23 protein-coding genes and 1 other RNA gene are annotated in these 21,801 nt (G+C 49.0%); 5 read left to right on the top strand and 19 right to left on the bottom strand.

Annotation, left to right across the window (positions count from 1 at the left end; genetic code table 11):
* Nucleotides 1-92: 92 nt before the first annotated feature.
* The 16 genes from tsaD to EKM71_RS03300 form a co-directional block, all read right to left on the bottom strand.
* Nucleotides 93-1,136 carry a tRNA (adenosine(37)-N6)-threonylcarbamoyltransferase complex transferase subunit TsaD gene (gene tsaD, locus EKM71_RS03375; RefSeq protein ID WP_125573267.1) on the bottom strand — a complete coding sequence of 348 codons (1,044 nt, stop codon included), beginning with the start codon at nucleotides 1,134-1,136 and terminating at the stop codon, nucleotides 93-95.
* 51 nt (nucleotides 1,137-1,187) lie between these two features.
* On the bottom strand, nucleotides 1,188-1,781 hold the full coding sequence (gene rimI, locus EKM71_RS03370; RefSeq protein WP_125573266.1) for a ribosomal protein S18-alanine N-acetyltransferase: 594 nt from the start codon (nucleotides 1,779-1,781) through the stop codon (nucleotides 1,188-1,190).
* On the bottom strand, nucleotides 1,765-2,487 hold the full coding sequence (gene tsaB / locus EKM71_RS03365; protein WP_125573265.1) for a tRNA (adenosine(37)-N6)-threonylcarbamoyltransferase complex dimerization subunit type 1 TsaB: 723 nt from the start codon (nucleotides 2,485-2,487) through the stop codon (nucleotides 1,765-1,767). The genes rimI and tsaB overlap by 17 nt, the downstream gene beginning before the upstream one ends.
* Before the next feature lie 202 nt (nucleotides 2,488-2,689).
* The gene (locus tag EKM71_RS03360) at nucleotides 2,690-3,430 is read right to left on the bottom strand and encodes an acyl-[acyl-carrier-protein] thioesterase (protein WP_125573264.1); all 741 of its coding nucleotides are present in this window, start codon (nucleotides 3,428-3,430) and stop codon (nucleotides 2,690-2,692) included.
* 5 nt (nucleotides 3,431-3,435) lie between these two features.
* Nucleotides 3,436-4,317 carry a 16S rRNA (cytidine(1402)-2'-O)-methyltransferase gene (rsmI, locus tag EKM71_RS03355; RefSeq protein WP_125573263.1) on the bottom strand — a complete coding sequence of 294 codons (882 nt, stop codon included), beginning with the start codon at nucleotides 4,315-4,317 and terminating at the stop codon, nucleotides 3,436-3,438.
* Nucleotides 4,318-4,331: 14 nt separating this feature from the next.
* Entirely contained in the window at nucleotides 4,332-4,670 is a 339-nt protein-coding gene (locus tag EKM71_RS03350; RefSeq protein WP_057877825.1) for a DNA replication initiation control protein YabA, read from the bottom strand.
* 27 nt (nucleotides 4,671-4,697) lie between these two features.
* Nucleotides 4,698-5,714, bottom strand: coding sequence for a DNA polymerase III subunit delta' (holB, locus tag EKM71_RS03345; protein WP_125573262.1), 1,017 nt, complete (start codon nucleotides 5,712-5,714; stop codon nucleotides 4,698-4,700).
* A gap of 9 nt (nucleotides 5,715-5,723) precedes the next feature.
* Nucleotides 5,724-6,053 carry a cyclic-di-AMP receptor gene (locus EKM71_RS03340; protein WP_125573261.1) on the bottom strand — a complete coding sequence of 110 codons (330 nt, stop codon included), beginning with the start codon at nucleotides 6,051-6,053 and terminating at the stop codon, nucleotides 5,724-5,726.
* A gap of 27 nt (nucleotides 6,054-6,080) precedes the next feature.
* The gene (tmk, locus tag EKM71_RS03335) at nucleotides 6,081-6,725 is read right to left on the bottom strand and encodes a dTMP kinase (protein WP_404819395.1); all 645 of its coding nucleotides are present in this window, start codon (nucleotides 6,723-6,725) and stop codon (nucleotides 6,081-6,083) included.
* A 171-nt stretch (nucleotides 6,726-6,896) separates the two neighbouring features.
* Nucleotides 6,897-7,148, bottom strand: coding sequence for a YaaL family protein (locus tag EKM71_RS03330; protein ID WP_057877829.1), 252 nt, complete (start codon nucleotides 7,146-7,148; stop codon nucleotides 6,897-6,899).
* Nucleotides 7,149-7,160: 12 nt separating this feature from the next.
* Nucleotides 7,161-7,760 carry a recombination mediator RecR gene (gene recR / locus EKM71_RS03325; RefSeq protein WP_057877830.1) on the bottom strand — a complete coding sequence of 200 codons (600 nt, stop codon included), beginning with the start codon at nucleotides 7,758-7,760 and terminating at the stop codon, nucleotides 7,161-7,163.
* A 21-nt stretch (nucleotides 7,761-7,781) separates the two neighbouring features.
* Nucleotides 7,782-8,099 carry a YbaB/EbfC family nucleoid-associated protein gene (locus EKM71_RS03320; RefSeq protein WP_057877831.1) on the bottom strand — a complete coding sequence of 106 codons (318 nt, stop codon included), beginning with the start codon at nucleotides 8,097-8,099 and terminating at the stop codon, nucleotides 7,782-7,784.
* Nucleotides 8,100-8,119: 20 nt separating this feature from the next.
* On the bottom strand, nucleotides 8,120-9,850 hold the full coding sequence (dnaX, locus tag EKM71_RS03315; protein WP_125573259.1) for a DNA polymerase III subunit gamma/tau: 1,731 nt from the start codon (nucleotides 9,848-9,850) through the stop codon (nucleotides 8,120-8,122).
* A 208-nt stretch (nucleotides 9,851-10,058) separates the two neighbouring features.
* An RNA gene (gene ffs, locus EKM71_RS03310) (signal recognition particle sRNA small type) lies at nucleotides 10,059-10,145 on the bottom strand.
* A 53-nt stretch (nucleotides 10,146-10,198) separates the two neighbouring features.
* Nucleotides 10,199-10,720 (bottom strand): tRNA adenosine(34) deaminase TadA, encoded by a 522-nt coding sequence (tadA, locus tag EKM71_RS03305; protein ID WP_125573258.1) that lies wholly within the window; start codon nucleotides 10,718-10,720, stop codon nucleotides 10,199-10,201.
* A gap of 27 nt (nucleotides 10,721-10,747) precedes the next feature.
* Nucleotides 10,748-11,350: a class I SAM-dependent methyltransferase gene (locus EKM71_RS03300; RefSeq protein WP_125573257.1), complete on the bottom strand. Its 603-nt coding sequence runs from the start codon at nucleotides 11,348-11,350 to the stop codon at nucleotides 10,748-10,750.
* A 201-nt stretch (nucleotides 11,351-11,551) separates the two neighbouring features.
* Between EKM71_RS03300 and nrdH the strand changes: the two genes are divergently transcribed.
* The 3 genes from nrdH to nrdF all read left to right on the top strand — a co-directional run bounded on the left by nrdH (nucleotide 11,552) and on the right by nrdF (nucleotide 15,155).
* Nucleotides 11,552-11,779 (top strand): glutaredoxin-like protein NrdH, encoded by a 228-nt coding sequence (nrdH, locus tag EKM71_RS03295; RefSeq protein ID WP_057877834.1) that lies wholly within the window; start codon nucleotides 11,552-11,554, stop codon nucleotides 11,777-11,779.
* A gap of 110 nt (nucleotides 11,780-11,889) precedes the next feature.
* Entirely contained in the window at nucleotides 11,890-14,055 is a 2,166-nt protein-coding gene (gene nrdE, locus EKM71_RS03290) for a class 1b ribonucleoside-diphosphate reductase subunit alpha (protein ID WP_125573256.1), read from the top strand.
* A 104-nt stretch (nucleotides 14,056-14,159) separates the two neighbouring features.
* Nucleotides 14,160-15,155, top strand: coding sequence for a class 1b ribonucleoside-diphosphate reductase subunit beta (gene nrdF / locus EKM71_RS03285; protein ID WP_125573255.1), 996 nt, complete (start codon nucleotides 14,160-14,162; stop codon nucleotides 15,153-15,155).
* Between the two features lie 137 nt (nucleotides 15,156-15,292).
* On the opposite strand, the gene EKM71_RS03280 is transcribed toward nrdF, so the two are convergent.
* Genes EKM71_RS03280 through EKM71_RS03270 form a run of 3 tightly spaced genes read right to left on the bottom strand, consistent with a single transcriptional unit; the run spans nucleotide 15,293 to nucleotide 19,480 of the window.
* The gene (locus EKM71_RS03280; protein WP_125573254.1) at nucleotides 15,293-16,582 is read right to left on the bottom strand and encodes an MFS transporter; all 1,290 of its coding nucleotides are present in this window, start codon (nucleotides 16,580-16,582) and stop codon (nucleotides 15,293-15,295) included.
* Nucleotides 16,554-18,173, bottom strand: coding sequence for an alpha-L-rhamnosidase-related protein (locus EKM71_RS03275; protein WP_125573253.1), 1,620 nt, complete (start codon nucleotides 18,171-18,173; stop codon nucleotides 16,554-16,556). Before EKM71_RS03275 ends, EKM71_RS03280 begins: the two co-directional genes overlap by 29 nt.
* Nucleotides 18,174-18,202: 29 nt before the next feature.
* On the bottom strand, nucleotides 18,203-19,480 hold the full coding sequence (locus tag EKM71_RS03270; RefSeq protein ID WP_125573252.1) for an MFS transporter: 1,278 nt from the start codon (nucleotides 19,478-19,480) through the stop codon (nucleotides 18,203-18,205).
* 145 nt (nucleotides 19,481-19,625) lie between these two features.
* On the opposite strand from EKM71_RS03270, the gene EKM71_RS03265 reads away from it, so the two are divergent.
* Together EKM71_RS03265 and EKM71_RS03260 are read left to right on the top strand one after the other, a co-directional pair.
* Nucleotides 19,626-20,663: an AraC family transcriptional regulator gene (locus EKM71_RS03265; protein ID WP_125573251.1), complete on the top strand. Its 1,038-nt coding sequence runs from the start codon at nucleotides 19,626-19,628 to the stop codon at nucleotides 20,661-20,663.
* Between the two features lie 150 nt (nucleotides 20,664-20,813).
* A complete protein-coding gene (locus EKM71_RS03260; RefSeq protein ID WP_125573250.1) occupies nucleotides 20,814-21,392 on the top strand; it encodes an LOG family protein in 579 nt (192 codons plus the stop codon).
* Nucleotides 21,393-21,801: the final 409 nt, after the last annotated feature.

Here is a 21,801-nt window from a genome sequence, read left to right as displayed (position 1 = left end):
AGTCGGCGTGCGTTGTGACCTTCTCTGTCAAAACAGACAGCAGGCAAACAATTCGGCTCGATTCAAGAGACGTCCTCCTCGATTAAATTGATTTATTTAGCAGAATCGGCCGCCCAGTCAAATTCAAGACTAGGATCGGCATTCAACGTTGCATCGGCAAAGACACCATGTTGGTAGGCCACGTAGGCAAAAGCACCAATCATCGCCGCATTGTCCCCACATAACTTCAGGGGAGCCTTAACTAGATGTGTCGTTGGGTTGTGCGCCAAATCCTGTTCTAATCGTTCGCGAAGACCTTGGTTGGCAGCCACACCACCGGCCAAGATCAGTTGCTTCACGGGATAGTCGGCCAGGGCATGTTGCGTCTTTTCGGCCAATACGTCCACTACCGCCTGCTGAAAACTAGCGGATAGATCCTGCTTGCTCAAGGTCTCGCCGATCTGATCAGCGTGGTGAGTTGTATTGATGAAGGCACTCTTCAACCCACTAAAGCTAAAGTCGAAGTTGTCATCCTTTTCCATCGCCCGTGGGAATTTAAACGTGTCATGTCCCTCATGAGCCCACTGATCAACGGTCTTCCCGGCTGGGTAGTTCACGCCCATGACGCGGCCAACCTTGTCGTAAGCTTCGCCGGCAGCATCATCCCGTGTTTCACCGATGATCTCGAATTGATTCTCGGCTGGCATGTAAACCAATTCCGTATGACCACCGGAGACCAATAAAGCCATCGCAGGAAATTCAATGGGTTCCACGTAACGCGCAGCATAGATGTGTCCGGCCATGTGGTTCACGGGAATCAGAGGCAGACTGTGAGCAAATGCCACTGTCTTAGCTGCTGTAACTCCGATCAATAATGCGCCAACCAGGCCGGGGCCATAGGTCACGGCCACGGCATCCAGATCATCATAGCCGACCTGGGCCTCCTGCAAGGCATCTTTGATACAAATTGTGATTTCTTCAATGTGGTGTCGACTCGCCACTTCAGGAACTACGCCACCAAACCGTTGATGACTCTTAATTTGGGTTGCGACGACGTTCGACAGAATCTTGTGACCGTCCTCAATGACGGCCACACTCGTCTCGTCACAACTCGATTCAAACGCTAAAATTAAAGTTCGCTTTTCCGTTGGACTCACTCCCTCTTCATGCCCGAAACCATAAAAAACGGGTGGCTGTGCGCCATCCCGTTACGCCTCACGTGACTCTTCTTCAGCCTTTGGTAAATATAACACCATATCTGCAGCGTCTTCGTGATCGCCAAAGTAGTAACCACGCTTAATACCAGTCTGCTCAAAATTCAGATCCCGATACAAACGTTGGGCACCTTTATTGGATATCCGAACTTCCAGACTCACCGTCCGGTAGTTCAATTTCTTTGCCTTCTTAATCATGACGCTCAGGAGAAACCGCCCCAGACCATGGGCCTGAAATTCAGGCAGCACAGCAATGTTTGTGATATGGGCATCCTGCTCATGCTCGTAAAATGTACTGCCGATAAAGGCCAGCAACCGATCGTTCTTTCGAATTACGAGGTAAAGCCGATCCTTTTCACGACGTAATTCATTGGCGAAGGCCGTCGAATCCCAAGGCGCTTGTCCAGAATAGACGGCACGCTCGATTTCAATCATCTCGGGGATGTCAGTGAATAAAGCCTTGGCCACGAAATACGTTTCATCACGAATTTCCACGCGATGATTCTTCACATCCATGGCTTCCTCACGGACGAGTTCTCGCCGACTTCCAAATATATTTTTATACCAACTTTTAAATTTTTTCAACATATGATCCGGTATCCTCTTCTGGGTTCTTAGCACGCCATTCGGCTTCGGCTTGCGTCAATCGTAGATAGTTTGGTACGAATTGATCTACGTCTTTTACGGGCGTCTCGTGACGTCCCAACAGACCAATCGTGGCTGCCTGCGGTAAATTCATCCAAGCATTCACGTTCGGCGTTGCGGCCGAAATGGTCGTGTCAATTAGCTCCGTGAAGTGACTTGCATCACCTAAGAACCAGACAGGCTCTCCATACTCATTAATGGCTTCTAAATAAGTCGTGACGTTCGTGTGCGCATCCGCGATCTCAGGAACAGGTACGCCACCCTTGATTCGGTACAGTCCAGCAAAAACATTTTGATTCCGTGCATCGAATAAAGGTGCCACCAAAGCACCCTCAACTGGCACATTAGCCGCCAAGGTTGCCAGACTGGATACGGCCACTAATTCGATGTTGCATGTTGCGGCGAGCGTCTTTGCTGTCGTCACGGCGATTCGAATTCCCGTGTAGGAACCTGGACCAGCAGCCACGACGACCCGGTCAAGATCGGTTGGCTTCAGTTCGGCCATAGCGAGGAGCCGTTCAATTTCTGGTAATAAATACTCGGCGTGCTTCTGGTGAACGGTCACCGTGATGGCAGCCAGCACGTTCGCGTCATCCAACACGGCCACACTCAGTGGTCGGTTAGACGTATCAATTGCTAAAATCTTCATGTTTATTTAGGGTCCCCTTTGATGTGTTTGGTTATGCCGGTACCCGCACTCATGGAATGAGACGGCAAAAACGGCGGCTGGTTAACGGCCACCGCTTCATCTTGGCTACCCAGTTACGGTTTCTAAATGACTGTTCATATCAGTTAACTATACTACCACAAAGATCCGCTGAGGGCACCTTCGCCGCTTGATCGTTACCCCTTTATCGGTCTTGCCAGTCGATGGTGGCTTGAACTGCCACCGTCTCACCAACTTTGACCTCATGGGCTGTGGCGTGATCGTTAGGCGTCACGACCGTACTCAGGACTTGATGGCCATATTGGACTTCATTTTCAAAACGAATTCGAATATCAGTCGCCTGGTGTTGACGTAACCAATCTGCTGGTAAAGTATCCAGCATCCAATCGAAGTAGTGGGCGTTGTTGACGTGCCCATTCCCATCGATATCAAAGTAACGGACCGTGTAAGGTTTCAATTGGGCAGACAGACTGTGGTCTAGGCGACTAGGCCGCGGTAACCGTGGAATCCGGCTAACCAATTCACTCTCGTAAGGAACCATAAGTTCCGTTGGGATCGTGGCAATCTTCCGAGTAGCATAGCTCATGGTGACCCAGATACCCTCGCCATAAGCAATTTGGTGACCCTCTTGATCAACCAACCAATATTCACGATAAGCAAAGTAACGGTTGTAAGCCGTCGCTCTGGTTTTCACGGTCACGGTCTCATTGACCTCTGGTAAGCGGTCAATCTGAATGTGGTACTGGGTCACGACCCACCCCACACCGAGTCCGTGAACCCGGTCACTCGTCCAACCCAAGGCATCACTCTGATCCTCGGATACCAGGACAAAGAGGTTAATTAACATGGCCACGGTCAGGTGACCCGTGTCATCTCCTTCATAGTAGACGACACGGTGTTCTTCGCTAAATTGTTGTGCGGCCACGCAGGTCACTCCTTATCTAAATGATGGTAGGTCCGGTAGACCTCTTGTTTCTTTAAGCCACGGAGGTTCGCAACTTCCTTGATGGCGGCGTTGGGCTTGTCACCGGCAGCAATTAACCGGTCGACTTGGACTTCTACGGGTTCACTCAGATCAACAGCAGCCGTTGCCGTCACTGTTGGCGCAGGATTACCACCCACTAGCACGACAAATTCCCCACGAACGGTATCCGTGGCAGCCCAGTCGGCCAGTTCCTGTAGCGTTCCTCGCAAAAATTCTTCATAACGTTTCGTCAGCTCGCGACACAAAACGGCTGGTCTATCGGCACCCATACCATCCGCCAAATTTTGTAAGGTTTTCTTCAGGCGATGGGGGGCTTCATAAAAGATCAGTGTTTCCTCGCGTTGCGCCAATCCAGCGATCTCAGCGCGTTGATCCTTAGGCTTTCGATCCAAAAAGCCATAGAAATAAAAGGGCTGTGGCGCTAAGCCAGACGCAATCAATGCCGTCAATCCAGCATTAGCACCGGGAAGCGGTGCAACCGGAATATGTGCCTCAATACAGGCGTTCACCAGTTCATGACCGGGATCCGAGATTGACGGCATCCCCGCATCACTGACTTGCGCGATCTGCATTCCTGCTTGGAGTTTGGCAACCAGCTGCGGAATCCGTTCCTGCGTGTTGTGCTCATGGAAACTAATTTGTTTGGTCGTAATTTCAAAATGATTTAAGAGTTTCTGAGTATTACGCGTGTCCTCGGCCGCAATGAGATCAACGTCTTTCAACGTCTTGACGGCGCGAAAGGTCATGTCGTCCAGATTTCCAATTGGCGTTGGCACCAGGTACAAACGGCCGCTAGGTGCGGTCTTAAAACTTCGTTGACGTTCCATACGGTGCGAACCTCCTACTGGTCACGATAAATAACTTCTAGACAAAAGGCACATTCCTCATCCTGCTTCCGGCGAGTTCCGTAGAACTCCCGGCAGACGTGAAAGCCTTCCTCATACAATTTTTCAAGAATCTGACGCGATTTCGATAATCCCTGCTGGGTTTCGGGATCCTGTGGTAACGTCCGCTGTAATTCACGAACCAGGTCACGGAGATGCTGATTTTCAATCCCTAATTCCGCGTTCTGTTCGAAGACCTTGGTCATCTCCGTTTGCAGGTCGGTGAATTGGACGAGCATCTCCTGCAACTGATCTTCTAAGCTCTTAAATTGATCGTAAATTTCTTGTTTTTCCAAGTTGCGACCCCTCCAATTCTGACAAATTTATCGGGGAATTTGCCCCAATATTTTTAACGTTAATGCCTCAAGAATACCTTGAAAATTAAGGTTACCAGCCAGCTGACCACGTGTGGCCAACGTTAAGGTGAGAATTGCCACAAGTTGGTCAACTGACAAGCGTCGTGCCAACTCATGGGTTACTTTGGCAACCTGTGGAAAGGCTAACTCTGAGTCCGCCACGACTTGTGTCTGCTGCCGCAACACATCATGCCAGGCTTGAACCACCATGTCGAGTACGAGGCCTTGTTGGTCGCGGTTGCTGACCAAGGGTACCAGTTCGGTCTGAACTCGCACAAAGGCCCGTTCATCCCCTGTGGCACAGGCCTGAAGCCACTGTCCCACACTCTGTTGGGCCGTCTTAAGCCAGTCATTTTCGATGAGTTCCTGGGCGGTAGCCACGCTCTCAGTCAACGTTGACAAGAGGTAGCGCTGGCTGGGAACGACTCCCACCTTAGCCAGCTCATCGGTCAGCGCTGTCGGCGCAACCCGCAACAGATCAACAATCTGGGTCCGCGACAGAATCGTTGGCAAAATCAGATTTTTATTGGCCGTCAGGAGCAAGGCCACCGTATTACCCACGGGTTCTTCAATGAATTTTAAGAGGCTGTTAGCAGCCCCCGTCGTCATACGGTCAACCTGATCGACGATGAAGATCTTCTGATTACCCTCAACCGCACTCTTACTGAATTCGGACTTGAGATAACGAACCTGATCCACCTTGATACGCTGACCATCCGGCACCACCGTCACAACGTCAGGATGGTCCCCAGCCATGATGCGACGGCATTCGGAACAAGTCTCACATGGCAAGCCTTCTGGCGTCACGTTCTGGCAAAAGAAACGCATGGCAATCAATCGAGCCAAGGCCTGTCTGCCCGTGCCATCGACTCCATTGAAGAGGTAGGCATGTGCCAGTCGGTTCTCCCGAATCAATGTCATAAAATGCGTTAAAAGCTGTGGTTGCAGGCGCTGAACCCGCGCCACTAGACTATCTTCGGTCATGCAGCCCTCCTAAAATTGATGGAATTGGTCAACTGGCATGACGAAAACCGTGGCTCCGCCGACCTGAACTTCAACGGGGTAAGACGACGTACTGTCGAGCTGAGCATCGAGATTAACCGGTGGCGTCATGAATTGTTGACGCGTGTGACTGGCGGCTTTGATCATCGCCAAAACCGAATCGACCCGGTCATCTTCCACCCCAATCATGAAGGTAGTATTACCGGACTTCAGAAAACCACCGGTGGTGGAGAGTCGGGTAGCCCGGATATCGTGATCGATAAATTCATTGCTTAAACGGTTTGCGTCCTTATCTTGAACAATAGCAATCAGTAATTTCATAGTGATAAATCCTCCCTTAACCACCGGTTAGAAGTAGCGCGGTGCAGTTTGCTTAATCAAGGTCAACGCCTGGTCAACCACCTTAGCGGGTTCCTGAGTGGCGTCGATGCGTTTAATGCGGTCGGGATCGGCTGCTTGGAGTCTAAGATAGGCTGCACGCACACGATCGTGAAAAGCCGTCTTCTCGACATCGAGCCGGTCAACCTGATCGGCTCGTCGGTGGGCTTGAATTCGCCGCAGACCGACCTCAGCCGGCACGTCAAAGTAGATTGTCAGATCGGGAAGTAACCCATCCGTGGCAAACTGATTCATTTCTGCCACGGCGTCTTCGCCAATCTGACGTCCTGCCCCTTGGTATGCAATAGAACTATCCACGTAACGGTCACAGAGCACCAGCTGGTCGGCTTCAAGTGCCGGTAGAATCGTCTGAGCTAAGTGTTGGCGCCGTGCTGCCGCATACAGCAGGGCCTCGGTGCGATAATCCATAGCGGTATTCGCTCGGTCTAAAATAATGGATCGAATACTTTCGGAAATTGGATTGCCACCTGGTTCTCTGGTGATCACCAATTGGTCACCCAATCCGTCCATAATCTGGGCGGTAATGGCTCGTAAGGCACTGGTTTTCCCAGCACCATCCGGGCCTTCAAAGCTGATAAAAGTTCCTGACAAGATGCTCGACCCCATTTTTTATTGATAGTTACATTGTACTTGAATTCAGAATTGATGTCTATTTGCAACGATACCTTCTCAGGGTGACCGATCAAATCAAACACTAGTGGCTAGACCACAAAAAAACGGGCCATTATGCTGCATTCAGCCGCCTGCCCGTCTCTTCTGCTGCCCCTAATCTCGAAAGACTGCGGCAGAAATTTGTTTACCTTTAACCTGACGTCGACGGGCTTCGCGGTACAAGAACAGGTAGGTCTGCCGAGCGAGTGCGGTGTTCGCTGTCATCTCGTTATCTGCATCGGCAATGGCCTCTTCCGTCTGTTTCGCATGATCCCACCGATCCTTGGCGTCGTCGATGGTCACTAACAACTGATCATCATACGCGGCTTTTAATCGGGGTAACTGGCGTTTCTTTCTTCCAAACATCTGCAAGACCTCCTACATCTCTGTCCGGCCCTCAACAGCCTTAAACAGGGTCATTTCGTCAGCATATTCGATGTCACTCCCCACCGACAAGCCGTGGGCAAGACGCGTCACCTTAATCCCAGCTGGTTTAATCAGTCGAGACAGGTACATCGCTGTTGCTTCCCCCTCGGGGGTGGCGTTAGTGGCAATAATAACTTCTTTAATAGAAGGATTCTTTTGTAAACGATTAATCAGACTGGCAATGTTCAGATCTTCTGGTCCCTTGCCTTCGATGGGTGACATAACACCTTGAAGAACGTGGTATAAGCCATGATATTCCTTCATTTTTTCCATCACCATGATGTCCTTGGCCTGTTCGACCACCAACACATGGCTTTGGTCTCGCGTCTTATCTGTACAGATGACACAAGGATCACTCTCAGTGATATTGCCACAGATCGAGCAAAAGTGAAGGTCGCGTTTAGCCGCAACAAGCGCCTTTGAAAACGCCGTGACATCGTCCTCTGCCATATCAATCGTGAAAAAGGCTAACCGGGTTGCCGACTTCTGGCCAATTCCGGGAAGCTTCATGTAACTGTCGATCAACTGCGCAATGGGTTCTGGGTACTGCATAGTCACAACGTCCTTTCTGGATTACATCCCGGGAATGTTTAGCCCTTGGGTGTATTTACCCATCGTTTGTTGGGTGCTTTCATCAACCTTAGCAATGGCCTCATTAACGGCAGCCAAAACCAGGTCAGCTAGCATATCAGGATCATCGGGATCGATGGCTTCCGGCTTAATCGTCAAGTCAGTCATCTTTCGGTCACCTGTAAAAGTTGCCTGTACCAAATCGTCAGGTGACGTTCCAGTGAAGGATTGGGCATTCAAATTCGCTTGGTCCTCCGCCATCTTCTTTTGCATTTGCCGCATCTGCTTCATCATGTTTCCCATATTACCCATGTTCCGCATCTTAATCATCCTTTCGAGATTTAATCTTGCTTAATATCCACAATTGATTTACCGAAGAGTTCTTCAGCCTTCGTCACCACTGGATTCTCAGCGGGCTGTTCTGGCTGTTGATCTTCGGGTGAGTTTGCCTGGAGCTGAGCCTTGTGCGCTGCTAGATAGCTCTTACGAATTCGTGGCCATTGATCCTTGGGCACAAAAACGACGGGTAACGCCGTTCCAATCATGCGATCTAGCCCATTCTCCAAGGCATCCGTGAGCTCCCGATCCAGAGTTGCCCGCTGGAAGAAGAAGGAGAAATCGAAGGCCACGATAACCCCTGAGTCCGCCGCCGCAACCGGCTGTGAGGCTTTCATAACCGCACGTTGTGCCACGTTCAAGCTATTCAAAATATCTGGCCAAACCTCTTGGAGCTGATTGAGCTTCTCCCGAGTCGCGGTCCCCAGCACGGGGTTAATCTTCGCCAGGTTAACCTCCTGTTTGACAGCAGCCTTCACCCGTGGTGTCCCCGAAGAGGCCTTGGCAGGTTGACCCGCATTAGCTTCCTCTAGATGTTTAACCGCCGAACGCAACTGCTGAACCTCGCGTTGTAGGTCGGCCACACCGGATTGATCAGCGTTTTCCGGCGCGGCGACTGGCTGCGCGGCTGGCGGGATCTGTCCCTGCTGGTTACCGATCTCAGCTAGTTTAATCGTCAAAATTTCGAGATAAACGTCTGGATGCGTCGTAAATCGCATCTGCTGTTGAATTGAATTTAATTCATTAATCATGGCATACATGGTCTGCGCCGACGTCGCCGCAGCTAATTGCTGAAAGGCTTCGCTGACACTCCCCATCTCGGCCTCTTCGACCATCTTAGGCGCTTGCTGGTACAACAGGAGATCCCGTGTATAGCCGATAATATCTTCGGTAAACCGCTCGGCATCTTTCCCGGCCTCTAGGACCGATTGTAAGCTCGCCAGGCCGGCTTTGGTGTCACCAGCAATAACTTGCTGGACATAGGTCGCCAGCAGCTCATGTGTCACGCTTCCGGTCACCAGTAAAGCATTGTCCAGGGTAATCTCATTATCCCCGAAGGATAACGCTTGATCCAGAATGCTCAGTGCATCCCGCATCCCCCCCTCGGCGGCCTTGGCAATCACCTTGATCGCCTGGTCGTCATAGGAAACGTCCTTTTGCTTTAAAATATAAATCATCCGTTGGTAACTATCATTGGCCGCGATGCGTTTGAAATCAAATCGTTGCGTCCGTGAGATAATCGTTGCTGGAATCTTGTGAGGTTCCGTCGTGGCCAGGATGAAGATGACATTGGCCGGTGGTTCCTCCAGGGTTTTCAGTAACGCGTTAAAGGCCCCAGTAGATAGCATATGAACTTCATCAATGATGTAGACCTTATAGTCGGCCACCGTTGGCGCATACTTCACCTTATCACGGATATCCCGAATCTCTTCAACCCCATTGTTAGAGGCCGCATCGATCTCGATCACGTCATTCAATGTGCCGTCCGTGATAGCCTTACAGGTCTCACACGCGTTGCAGGGCTCGCCGTCCACTTGATGATGGCAGTTGATGGCCTTGGCAAAAATTTTCGCCGCCGAGGTCTTCCCGGTTCCCCGGGGTCCCGCAAAGAGATAAGCGTGGCTAATTTGGTTGGTTGTGATGGCATTCTTAAGCGTGCGGGTAATGACCTCTTGCCCAATCATGTCGTCGAACCGTTGCGGGCGCCAGACCCGATAAAGTGCTTGATAAGCCATGCAATCCGTCCCTTTCTTCAGGAAAATCCGTTAAATTCGCTGTTCATAATTATAGCCTTTTTACCCGCTCGCTGTCACGGGATGTTGGCCTAGATTTAGGGTAAATTAATCTCTGATCGCCGTCGATCCCACCGATAACGGTCCTCTTGAACATAATTTTTGTCCACGAAAAAACTCCCAGTCATCGACTAGGAGTTGGAATTAGCTCATAAACTTGAAGCACAAAGCGGCGCAAACTTAGTGCTGCTTCCTTCCGGACCTGACACAGTTCGTAAGGTCACCCTTGCTCCAAGGCCTTTACGGCAATACTCAGTGTACCATGAACCGTTGACCCTGTCTAGCCACTTGTTAAGTTTGTGCCGTCTGACCGGCACGTCGCGCCTTCTTGGCCGCCTTCTGACGTTTACGAGCTGCTCTAAAGAACGTCACCATACGTTCTCCGGCCGCCTTAGCCAGTAGGCCTTCGTGAACTGTAACGACATGATTTAACCGATCATCGGTGAGTGTTTGGTAAAGACTATCGACGGCGCCGGCCTTGGGATCACGAGCCCCGTAGAAGACTTCCGGAATCCGGGCATTGACGATTGCCCCGCTACACATCAGACACGGTTCAATCGTCACGTAGAGTTGGCAATCGTTGAGTCGCCAACTCTTGAGTGTCGCACAAGCTTCCTCGATCGCACGCACCTCGGCGTGTAGCGTGGCATCATTGCCATGTTCTCGTAGGTTATGTCCCCGACCGACAATCTGGCCGTCATGAACAATCACAGCCCCGATCGGTACCTCGCCAATCAACCCCGCCTGGTCTGCTTCAAACAAGGCTTCTTCCATATATAAGCGCTGATGAGGTGAATAGGACGTTTCGCGCATCCAATCCCTCCTTTCGACAGCAATCGATTAGCGCAACGTACTTTCTAAGATGTAATACCCTTTATCTTTTTTAATGATGTCACAATTGCCAAACGTCGCCGCCATATTTTTCTCAGCGGACGGTGCCCCTTGCTTCTTCTGTAGGACAACAGTCAACGTGCCCCCGGGTAAGAGATGATCCTTAGCCTGAGTTAACATCGCCGTTACAACGTCCTTGCCAGCACGTACCGGGGGATTTGTTACGATTGCCGCGTATTGTTCCGTGATGTCACTATAAATATCTGACGTCTTAATCGTCACATTTTTAATCTGATTAGCCGTGGCATTCTGCCGAGCCAATTGTAAGGCCAGCTCATTAACGTCAACCATCGTAATTTCACGATCTGGCCACTTTTTTGCCAAGGCTAAACCGATCGGACCGTAACCCGTCCCTAGGTCCAACCACGCACCAGCTGGTGTCTTCTCGGCATTGAAAGCTTCTAAGAGCACGCGTGAACCATAGTCCACCCGGTTCTTTGAAAAGACACCGTTGTCGGTGGTAAACAACAATTCGTTGCCTAGCAACGTGTAGGGCCAGTGATGTTCTTCGTGTAAAACGTCTGGATTTTGTGTATAATAATGATTAGTCAAAACTCTCCACCACCTTCAGTGCCTATTTTACCTTACATGTTTGGTGGAAACCAAGAAAAATAAAAAATAAGTCCAAGAGCACCATATTTAGTGGTTATTGTATGATCCAACTACTAAATATGGTGCTTTTTTTGATTGAATTTTTCAATTTCTGGTGTACACTTAACTCATTGATATTTAAATTTAAGGGATGTGGCAACAATGAAAGTAACAGTTTACTCCAAGAACGACTGCATGCAATGCAAGATGACAAAGCGTTTCCTCAGCGAACACAACGTGGAATTTGAGGAACACAACATCTCTCAGAATCCAGAATACGTTTCCTACCTGAAGGACCACGGTTTCCAAGCAGTCCCAGTAGTGGAAGCACCTGGCGTACCAGCCTTTTATGGCTTCCGGCCAGACCAATTGACGAAGATTGCGGGCTAATTTAAGTTAGACACAAACCCGTCTCGGCGACGTCGTGTTTGTTCACGGTGGCGCCATTTTTATTTGGTTTTAGATGTTCCAATTTTACAACGAAGGAAGAGATGATCAGGATGAGCTTAAAAGATTTAGGCAACGTGACTTACTATGATTTAAACAATGAAATTAACATCCCCGTCGACGGACAGATCCCGCTTAATAAGGATCAGGAAGCCCTCCATGCCTTCCTAAAAGAAAATGTCGGCCCCAACACTAAGCACTTTGATTCTCTGCGTGACCGGTTCGACTTCTTAATCGACAATAACTACATCGAAGCCAAGGTTATTAACCAGTACCCCTTCGAATTTGTCGAAGACCTCTACACTTACCTCAAAAACCAAGACTTTCATTTCAAGTCCTTCATGGCCGCTTACAAGTTTTACGCACAATATGCCTTGAAGACCGATGACAACGACTACTATCTAGAAAACTTCATTGACCGTGTGGCCATGAACGCACTGGACTTTGCCGCGGGTGACCAACAGTTAGCTCACGACTTAGCCGATGAAATTATCCACCAACGTTACCAACCCGCTACGCCAAGCTTCCTAAGCGCCGGCCGGTCTCGTCGTGGCGAGCTCGTCTCTTGTTTCTTAATCCAATCGACCGATGACATGAACACGATTGGTCGGACGATTAACTCTGCTCTCCAACTTTCACGTATCGGTGGTGGCGTTGGGATTAGCCTATCCAACTTGCGGGGCGCGGGCGATCCGATCAAGCACATCGACGGCGCCGCTTCCGGCGTTGTTCCCGTCATGAAGTTACTCGAAGACAGCTTCTCTTACTCCAATCAATTAGGCCAACGTCAAGGTGCCGGTGTGGTTTACCTAAGTGTTTTCCATCCAGACATCGTGGCCTTCCTGAGTGCTAAAAAGGAAAATGCCGACGAAAAGATTCGTCTGAAGACTCTTTCACTCGGGATCACCGTTCCCGATAAGTTCTATGAACTCTGTGAACAGGATGCCGACATGTATCTCTTCAGTCCTTACGATGTCGAACGAATCTACGGCAAGCCATTTGCCTACGTCGACATCACCACTGAATACGACAATATGGTAGCTAACCCTGATATCCGTAAGAAGAAACTAAAGGCCCGCGAGCTAGAAACCGAAATTGGCAAGCTCCAACAGGAGTCCGGCTACCCTTATATTGTTAACATTGACACGGCCAACCGGGAAAGTCCCATTGACGGCCGGATCGTTATGAGTAACCTCTGTTCCGAAATCATGCAGGTTCAGACGCCTTCACGCGTCAACAACAAGCAAGACTATGACGTGCTGGGAACCGATATTTCTTGTAACCTCGGCTCCACCAATATTGTCAACCTGATGACCTCTCCCGACTTCGGCCATTCCGTCGAAACCATGGTCCGGGCCCTTACCTTCGTGACCGACCATTCCGACATCGACGTCGTTCCTTCCATTCAAAAAGGGAACCGACTCGGCCACACCATCGGATTAGGTGCCATGGGGCTGCACAGCTACTTTGCCAAGAACCAAATGATGTACGGATCCAAGGACAGTATTGCCTTTACCAGTGTGTACTTTATGCTACTAAACTACTGGACGTTGAAGGCATCAAACGAAATCGCTAAGGAACGTCACGAAACGTTCCACAATTTCGACAAGAGCACTTACGCCGATGGGACTTACTTCGATCGTTACACCGAAAAGGACTGGCGGCCATCATCGGCCAAGGTCCAGGACCTCTTCGCCGACGTTTGGTTGCCTTCACCTGAAGACTGGGCCGAACTGAAGACCGCCGTCATGCAAGACGGCCTCTACCATCAAAACCGGATGGCGGTTGCGCCTAACGGATCCATTTCCTACATCAACGACACCACTGCTAGTCTCCATCCTATTATCAACCGGATTGAAGAACGCCAAGAAAAGAAGATTGGGAAAATCTATTATCCAGCACCATACCTCAGCAACGACACCATGCCTTACTACAAGTCAGCTTATGACACCGACATGCGCCGAGTCATCGACGTTTACGCCGCGGCCCAAAAACACGTGGACCAAGGGATGAGTTTAACCCTCTTCATGCGCTCCACCCTACCTGAAGGCCTCTACGAATGGAAAAATGGGCGGACGGACAAGATGACCACCCGGGATCTGAGTATCTTACGGAACTATGCCCACCGTAAGGGGATCAAGTCGATCTACTACGTGCGGACCTTCACCGATGACAATAGTGAAGTCGGGGCTAACCAATGTGAAAGCTGTGTTATCTAGGCTTAAACTTAAAGTCCTCTAAAATGGGGACTTTTTGACTGCGGATCTATGGTAAGATGGCCACAGATACCGACTCTGACACACGGAAAAGGAGTGGTCACATAATGGCAAGAATTGAAAACTATAACGCAATTAACTGGAACGCGGTTTCTGACGAAATCGACAAGGCAACCTGGGAAAAACTCACGGAACAATTTTGGTTAGACACCCGGATTCCGGTCTCCAATGACTTAGATGACTGGCGGACACTAGATACCGACCATCAATGGGTCGTAGGTCACGTTTTCGGGGGGCTGACACTGTTAGATACCCTGCAGTCCCAAGATGGGATGGCCGCCCTGAGAAGAGACGTCCGGACACCTCACGAGACCGCCGTCTTAAACAATATTCAATTCATGGAATCCGTTCACGCTAAGAGTTACTCCACGATTTTCTCCACGTTGAACACACCAGACGAAATCGACGAAATCTTCCAGTGGAGTGATTCCGAAGAGTTCCTACAGAACAAGACCAAGCGAATCTATGACCTGTACCATGACGACGAGCATCCCCTGAAAAAGAAGATCTCCAGTGTCTTTCTGGAAACATTCTTGTTCTACTCTGGGTTCTTTACCCCACTCTACTACTTAGGTCACAACAAGTTGCCTAATGTGGCGGAAATCATCAAGCTGATCCTGCGGGACGAATCCGTTCACGGAACTTACATCGGTTATAAGTTCCAGCTGGGCATGAAAGAACTCACCGACAACGAGCAACAACAAATGAAGGATTGGATGTACGACTTCCTTTACAAGCTGTACGCCAACGAGGAAAAATACACCCATCTGATGTACGATCAAGTCGGTTGGACGGAACAAGTCCTCACCTTCATTCGCTATAATGCCAACAAGGCCCTGATGAACTTGGGCCAAGATCCCCTCTTTCCTGACACGGCCGAAGATGTGAACCCAATCGTCATGAATGGGATTTCCACCTCTACCGCTAACCATGACTTCTTCTCCCAAGTGGGGAACGGTTATCTGTTAGGTAATGTAGAAGCTATGAACGACAGCGACTACAACATTGGTGAACCCAATGATCCAGAGGATCCTCGTAACTAACGCTTAGCGAAAAGCTCCGTAAACAGGCAGTCATCGAAGCCAACTCAGCAGTTGACTTCAGTGACCGCCTGTTTTTTTATCCGAATTTAACAAAAAAGAGGTCATGCCAGCGGCACAACCTCTCTTCTTCGAATAGCTTATTCCGTAACTTGTTTCTGATTGGCTTCCAGCGTCGTATCCGTGATGTTGTGGCGCTTGATGTACCGCACAACGGTAATTGCACTGACCCCAAAGACCACCGTACAGCCCACCATAATCCATAACAACAGACTAGCGGAAACACCCATTAGAGTTGGGGTTGCCAAGGCAAAGATCGCCGTGACTACCCGCACGAGACCATACGAAAATCCGGTCATCGTCGCCCGCATGTTGACGGGATACAGGGTTTGACTCCAAATCTTATAGAGGGCTTCCCCACAGAGCACCGTACTTCCGGAGTAGAAGATGTAAACCACCGTGAAGACTTGCCACTGGCTACTGAAGAGACCGGCGACCACAAAGGATACCAGAGCCACTGCAATTCCCAAGTACATCGCAGGATAACGGTATTTCGAGTCAGAAATTTTTAGATAAATCACATTGATCAATAAGCAGAACAGGTTAGCCACCAGTGCAGCCCCCGTGGAGAACATCTGGCTCCGGCCATCGACCGTCACCAAGAAGTAGTTCACGAATGACCCCCAGGTGTTGGCTGGCAGGTTCCAAAACAGATAGAACACCGTGAGTAGGATGAATGGAACCAGTGCCCCACTCGTCTTCAAAAAGGTCCCTAATTTGATCTTCTTTTCCGGTGTGTCATCGCCCTCATCCGACTGAACAGACGAAGCCAGGTTAGCTTCAATATTCTTGAACTTACCGGAAAAGACTCGCACGGACCAATTTAACAGCGCCACTAAGGCAATCCAACCGAACAGGGCCATAATGCTCCCCATCCCCGAATTTGCGGTAATAAATCCGATAAACTGAGATAGGAGAATGCCGACCGTCCAAAAGATTTGTGTGGCAGAAATAGCCCGCCCGTACGTTTGTTTGTTCATCCGTTCAGAAACCACGGCCAATGACGTTGGCAGGTCGGCCCCGGAGGCCAATCCCGCGATGAAGACACCGACAACTAATAAGGGTAAGTTGCCAGCCAACGCGACGATTGCTGATCCCACGAAGACGAAGAAAATGTCAACGTTGAAGACCGTGACTCGACCGAATTTATCGGATAACCACCCACCGGCGAAGGATCCAATGGCCACCGCTACCGTCAGCATCGTACTCAAAAAGCCGATCGTCCAACTGTTTAGACCCAGATACTTGGCCCAGATGGGTAGGGCTACCCCGAGGCTGACCAGTAAGGCAGCATCCAGGTACGACGCAATCCCCGCGATAAAAATCAGAAGCTTACTATCTTTACTGAGCGTCACTTTCTCGTTTGGCATGCTTCAGGCCTCCCTTAATAAGATACTTCTGAATCAAGTAGACCGGCGTACAACTCCAAGCATGACAGTAACTGTTGAGCAGTGGACTGCCATACGGTGAGTAATCTTGCTGGTTAGGATCATAGGCTTCCCAGTAGGTGTCGGCCCCCAACGTGATCATGCCACCCCAGTAATGCTTCATAAGGGCAATGGCCTCATCGGTTAAACCAGCTTCGAACAGAGCTTCCGTGATGTGATGATACATGTATGGCGTCGCAATCCCCGTGACTGGGAAGAGCTGAGTCACCGTCTTTTGCATAATGGCTTTATTCGTGGCATCATCCATGACGTGGGCCAAGACCATCCAGGCTTGACTGGCAATGTTAACCTCACGCTGAGGTCCCGAAACAAAGAGGCCTTGGTTGGCGTCAAACAACTGGGTCTGAGCGAAGTTAAGTAACTGATCTAACGCTGCTTGATAACGGTCAATCTGGTCATCTTGAGCTTGATGAGCCAACTGGATGAATTGCCGTAAAGCATAGATCATCACAGCCTGCCCAGCAGTCGTCTTGTCGAAATCATTGGACCAGTCGACGAAGACTGGATAGTCATCGGACAATTGGAGTTGTCCTTGATCGTCAACTTTGGCTAAGGCAACGTCCATTTGCTTCTTCGCCACGGGGTACAGATCCGTTAATAACTGATCGTCCTCATCATAATTCTCATAATCACTGAGAATTGAAATGAAGAACAGACTGTAATCAAAGAGGAACGTGTCATCTGGCACATCCTTAGGCTGTGTGAAGACGTTAGCCACCACGCGGCCATCCTCGGCTGGCATGGCCCCGAACAGATACAGACAGCGCTTGATAATATCGGTATTGCCGAATGTGGCATAGTCCGCTAGGGCCTGTAACCGCAAATCGCCAATCCACAATCGACGATCCCGCTTAGGACCATCTTCGAAGACTTCTTGCATACAGTCTTCTAGAGTCTTTAAACCAACCTGGTAGATCCGCTTTAACATCGGATCGGCCAGTTCAGGAACCGTCACCTGACGCGCATCCACTGAGGACTGCGTGATGACTTGCGGCTGGTCGAAGATGACTTGCCACTTTGGTGAGGTATCGAGAACGGTGATTTCAACGTAACGAAAACTGTAACGCCGTGGTAAATCGATCGTGGCTGGTAACTGGTCCAAGTGGATGGTTTCCTCTTGAATCCAAGACTTACTAAGCCAACCATCATAATCGGCGCTGTTATAGCTCAATTCCACTGGCATTTCGGCAAACCGAATTCGACAAAATAGTGGCGCGTCCATGGGTGATCCCGTGGCGGTAGCGTTAATACTGAACTTGCCGACACAGTGTTCACCAAAGTCGAGGATAATTCGGCCGTCACGTTTCAATGGCTGATTAACCAGATCCGAAACATCTGCAACCTTCTTCACGCCATATCCACCTAATAATTTAGGCTGGTGGTCCAACGCGACGAGAGCCGTCGGCGTAACGACGTGGTGCTTGAGGGTTGGCTTGAACCCTTGCGACTTAGCTAACAAAGCCTCGTCGTGTTTAAATTTAACTTCATCATTAACTTGAAATGTAAAAGCCATTTTATCACTCTCTTTCTAGACGGCCCATTTTAGAAGTCGTGAATATTGTGCTTTCTCTGGAGACGCATCATGGTTAACCCAGAAATGAAACTGATTAAGATAATTCCGGCGAACCCAAACATGGTGTACTTGATCATGCTAGGAACCACTAAGGCTGGCGTCACAATGGCAAACAGCCCACATAACATCCGTGAGAACCCATTGATAAACCCTTGAACACCAGCACGAACTTCGACTGGGAAGGATTCTTGCGTCCAAACCTTGTACATTGCTTCACCGGCAATACTGTTCCCAATGTTGTACAACCCAATCGCGATAACAATTGGCCATAAGGCATGACTACTCAGAGCTAACCCAAGCATTGCGGCGAATTGAACAATGGCCCCAACGATAAAGAACTTGTTCCGGTACTTGCCCCCTGAAACGGAAGCGAAAGCCATGGTAGAAAATAAGGAAATAAAGTTTAAGATAACCCCGGCACCAGTGGCAAAACTCTGACTAGCATGGGCTTGAACCAACGTAAATGTTTGGAATTGCCCAAAGGTGTTCGCTAATAAATTCCAGCAAATGTAGAAGATGAAGATTCCAAAGAATAAGCCCATATACTTGCCACGATTCGATCCAGCAAAGACCGACTTGATGGAAACTTTTTCAGTAACGTTGGCTTCTTTTTCATGTTCGATCCGTCGTTGTTCCCCTTGTTTGTGGAACGTTTTGAATTTGCTAGAGAAGGTCCGCCATGCCCAAGTAATGAGAGCAAATGCTGCTAATAATGAAAAGACAAGGCGTGCACCGGTAGCACCGGCCATTCGTGAAACCACGAAAGCCCCAACATAGGAACTAAAGACCCCAATTTGCCAGAAGATTTGCGTCGATGACACTAATTCATTTGACGTCTTTTCATTTGGCGAATCATGCGAAATAACGGTTAAACTAATTGGTAAGTCGGCCCCAGAAGCGAACCCGGTCACGATAACCCCAATAAGTAACATTGGAAAACCCGTGGCGGCCACACAAATCAATGCCCCTAAAGCATAGAACAAGTTAAGTGAATTAAATGATCGAATCAATCCGAAGGCCTTCGTTATCTGCCCGGCTAATAGTGAACCAAAGGCAATTGCAAACGTTAACGCCCCAGAGATAAACCCGACCTGAGCATTGGTCAGATTCAATCCAGTTTGCCAAACGGTAATCGTGGCTGACAAACCAACAATAATTCCTGAACCTAAAATAGATCCGATCCCAGCTGCAATTGCAAGTGGTCTATATTTACTGAATTCGGATTTTTGAACTTCACCATTATTCATATTGATAAACCTCCCTTTGTTTATGACTTCATTGTAAGCGCTTAAATAGCTGGCAACAATATCTTTAGCCCAGCTCCTTGATTGCAAAATCACAGGTAAAAATTGTATAATTTAATAAATTGGTTTACCTAAAGGAGATTATGCTATGGCATCACGTGTCTTAAGTCAGCTTCTCTTTCGCCTAAATCGTGTGGAACGTTACCAAAAGAAAACCGGGCAAAATTTCAATTACGATAACTTAGATTTCATTCATCACCCAATTCCTAGAATGCCACAATTCGAGTTTTTTCAAGAGTCCAATATTGCGATTACCAAGAACAATCGCTTCTCCTACACCCCCGCCCACACGCATGATTTCATTGAATTTAACTACATGTATTCCGGTTCCTGTGTCCAGTACATCAACGACGAACCTATTAAACTCCGTCAGCATCAGCTTCTAGTCATGGACCGAGATGTCGTCCAGCGTATCGACTACGCTGGCCAGAAGGATATCATTATTAACATTCTCCTCCGAGATACCGATGACTTCGCCGAATCCGCCGGTTACTTGAAGAACTCCGCGGACACCGTCTCTCAATTCCTATACAATGCTGCCAAACGTGACTCGCCCCATAACAACTTCATTCTCTTCGATCTCAGTAAGAACGAAGTCGCCACCAAACTCTTGGAGAGCCTCGCTATCAAGGGGCTCGAGGACACGGCCAACCGTAACGAACTCCTGAGGCTCATTTTTGCGGCCCTCATGTTGGAGCTACCAGGGACAATTCGCCGCCGTAGTGTCAGTTATACCAACCCCGCCAACGATGAATTTCTCCCAATCCTAAGAGCCATCAGTGCAGAATACCAGACCGTGTCACTCAGTGAGCTTGCCACCCGTTTTGGCTACAATACCAACTATCTCGGTGACAAGATCCGTGAAATGACCGGTAAAAGTTTCAAGGAGCTCATCGATCGTCGCCGTCTAGCCGCCGCACAGAACCTGATGATTCGAACGAGCTGTAGTGCCGCCGAGATCTGCGACATCATTGGGTACAAAAATAACTCTTCTCTCTTCCGCCTCTTCAAGAAATACCTGGCAATTACCCCCTCGGCTTACAAGGCTAAGGTTAGTCACCAACGCCTGATTACACAGCCCCTCTTGCCTGAAGTCCGTCACGCCAGTCGCACGCCCCAGAACTAAATTATCTCTTGTCACCCCAACTTGATTGGCGTACTATCGACTAAACAGACCCTAAATTGGGTTGATTAACAATCGCGGTGCACAACCCTGAAGTAGCCACACGATTGTTTTATAATGATGGCGACTACCAATAGATGAGGGGATCAGATTATGCCAAAAATTAAAAATATTTGTGTTTTTTGTGGATCAAATCACGGCTATGACCCAGCCTTCCTGGAACAGACCAATGCCCTAGGACAATACTTAGCCAGCCATGACCATCCCGTGGTCTATGGTGGCGGTAAAGAAGGCTTAATGGGTGCCATTGCCAAATCCACCATGGATGCTGGTGGCGAAGTTATTGGCATTATTCCAACTTTTTTGAGTGAAATGGGGTTGGCCGAAACGCATATTACCACCCTGCTAGAAACCGCTACGATGGACGAACGCAAAGATGAAATGCTTCGGCAGTCCGACGCATTTATCGTCTTGCCCGGGGGCTTTGGCACCTTTGAAGAGTTCACCACCATGCTCTCCTGGAGCCAAATCAACGTCCACCAAAAACCGATTGCTCTCTTTAACATCAACCACTATTACGATGAACTCGTGGCGATGATGGTCAAATGTTGTGACGCCGGCTTTGCCCCGAAAGAGAATTTGGATCTGTTCATTAACGCCAATTCGATCGATGGCATTTTCGATGGCTTTGCGAGCTTCCATCACCAATTGCCTTATAAATACACGAACTAATTCGTTTGGAGCCCTCTTGTGGACTCCTTTTTTGTTGCTCTGGCAGCCATGGCTTCACTTTCTAGGGAGACGCTTTAACCCCTTAGGCGTCTCCATCCTTGCCCTTCTCATGCTAGGATCCACTTTGACTGGCCTCATGAACTGGCTTGACCAACTAGTTTTATGACTCATATCTGTTCTGACGCATGTTCTTAATAACTCTTTTCTGAGAATTTTTGGTCACCCATTCGGCTTGATTTGAAATAAACGACGTACGCGTTCACCCGTAATTTACAAGTGTTAAGACCATTTTCAAATGTAAATAGCGATAGACCAAAAAAGAGGTGTGCCAATGAAGTGCCCTACAATTGTTAGACAGATAAATCTAACGATTGTGGGGCTTTTCTTATGACCAAATATAGTACTCAAT

This window comes from Levilactobacillus huananensis (assembly GCF_003946145.1).
GTDB classification, from domain to species: Bacteria; Bacillota; Bacilli; order Lactobacillales; family Lactobacillaceae; genus Levilactobacillus; species Levilactobacillus huananensis.
The sequence above is the reverse complement of the archived record's forward strand: the minus strand, read 5'-3'. Positions and strand labels throughout refer to the sequence as shown.

What these genes read in the sequence shown, in the direction of transcription:
- rimI (WP_125573266.1), bottom strand. Translation starts at nt 1,781, where the DNA reads ATGTTGAAAAAATTTAAAAGTTGGTATAAAAATATATTTGGAAGTCGG.
- tsaB (WP_125573265.1), bottom strand. Translation starts at nt 2,487, where the DNA reads ATGAAGATTTTAGCAATTGATACGTCTAACCGACCACTGAGTGTGGCC.
- rsmI (WP_125573263.1), bottom strand. Translation starts at nt 4,317, where the DNA reads ATGGAACGTCAACGAAGTTTTAAGACCGCACCTAGCGGCCGTTTGTAC.
- holB (WP_125573262.1), bottom strand. Translation starts at nt 5,714, where the DNA reads ATGACCGAAGATAGTCTAGTGGCGCGGGTTCAGCGCCTGCAACCACAG.
- EKM71_RS03340 (WP_125573261.1), bottom strand. Translation starts at nt 6,053, where the DNA reads ATGAAATTACTGATTGCTATTGTTCAAGATAAGGACGCAAACCGTTTA.
- EKM71_RS03330 (WP_057877829.1), bottom strand. Translation starts at nt 7,148, where the DNA reads ATGTTTGGAAGAAAGAAACGCCAGTTACCCCGATTAAAAGCCGCGTAT.
- recR (WP_057877830.1), bottom strand. Translation starts at nt 7,760, where the DNA reads ATGCAGTACCCAGAACCCATTGCGCAGTTGATCGACAGTTACATGAAG.
- EKM71_RS03320 (WP_057877831.1), bottom strand. Translation starts at nt 8,099, where the DNA reads ATGCGGAACATGGGTAATATGGGAAACATGATGAAGCAGATGCGGCAA.
- dnaX (WP_125573259.1), bottom strand. Translation starts at nt 9,850, where the DNA reads ATGGCTTATCAAGCACTTTATCGGGTCTGGCGCCCGCAACGGTTCGAC.
- tadA (WP_125573258.1), bottom strand. Translation starts at nt 10,720, where the DNA reads ATGCGCGAAACGTCCTATTCACCTCATCAGCGCTTATATATGGAAGAA.
- nrdH (WP_057877834.1), top strand. Translation starts at nt 11,552, where the DNA reads ATGAAAGTAACAGTTTACTCCAAGAACGACTGCATGCAATGCAAGATG.
- nrdE (WP_125573256.1), top strand. Translation starts at nt 11,890, where the DNA reads ATGAGCTTAAAAGATTTAGGCAACGTGACTTACTATGATTTAAACAAT.
- nrdF (WP_125573255.1), top strand. Translation starts at nt 14,160, where the DNA reads ATGGCAAGAATTGAAAACTATAACGCAATTAACTGGAACGCGGTTTCT.
- EKM71_RS03280 (WP_125573254.1), bottom strand. Translation starts at nt 16,582, where the DNA reads ATGCCAAACGAGAAAGTGACGCTCAGTAAAGATAGTAAGCTTCTGATT.
- EKM71_RS03275 (WP_125573253.1), bottom strand. Translation starts at nt 18,173, where the DNA reads ATGGCTTTTACATTTCAAGTTAATGATGAAGTTAAATTTAAACACGAC.
- EKM71_RS03270 (WP_125573252.1), bottom strand. Translation starts at nt 19,480, where the DNA reads ATGAATAATGGTGAAGTTCAAAAATCCGAATTCAGTAAATATAGACCA.
- EKM71_RS03265 (WP_125573251.1), top strand. Translation starts at nt 19,626, where the DNA reads ATGGCATCACGTGTCTTAAGTCAGCTTCTCTTTCGCCTAAATCGTGTG.
- EKM71_RS03260 (WP_125573250.1), top strand. Translation starts at nt 20,814, where the DNA reads ATGCCAAAAATTAAAAATATTTGTGTTTTTTGTGGATCAAATCACGGC.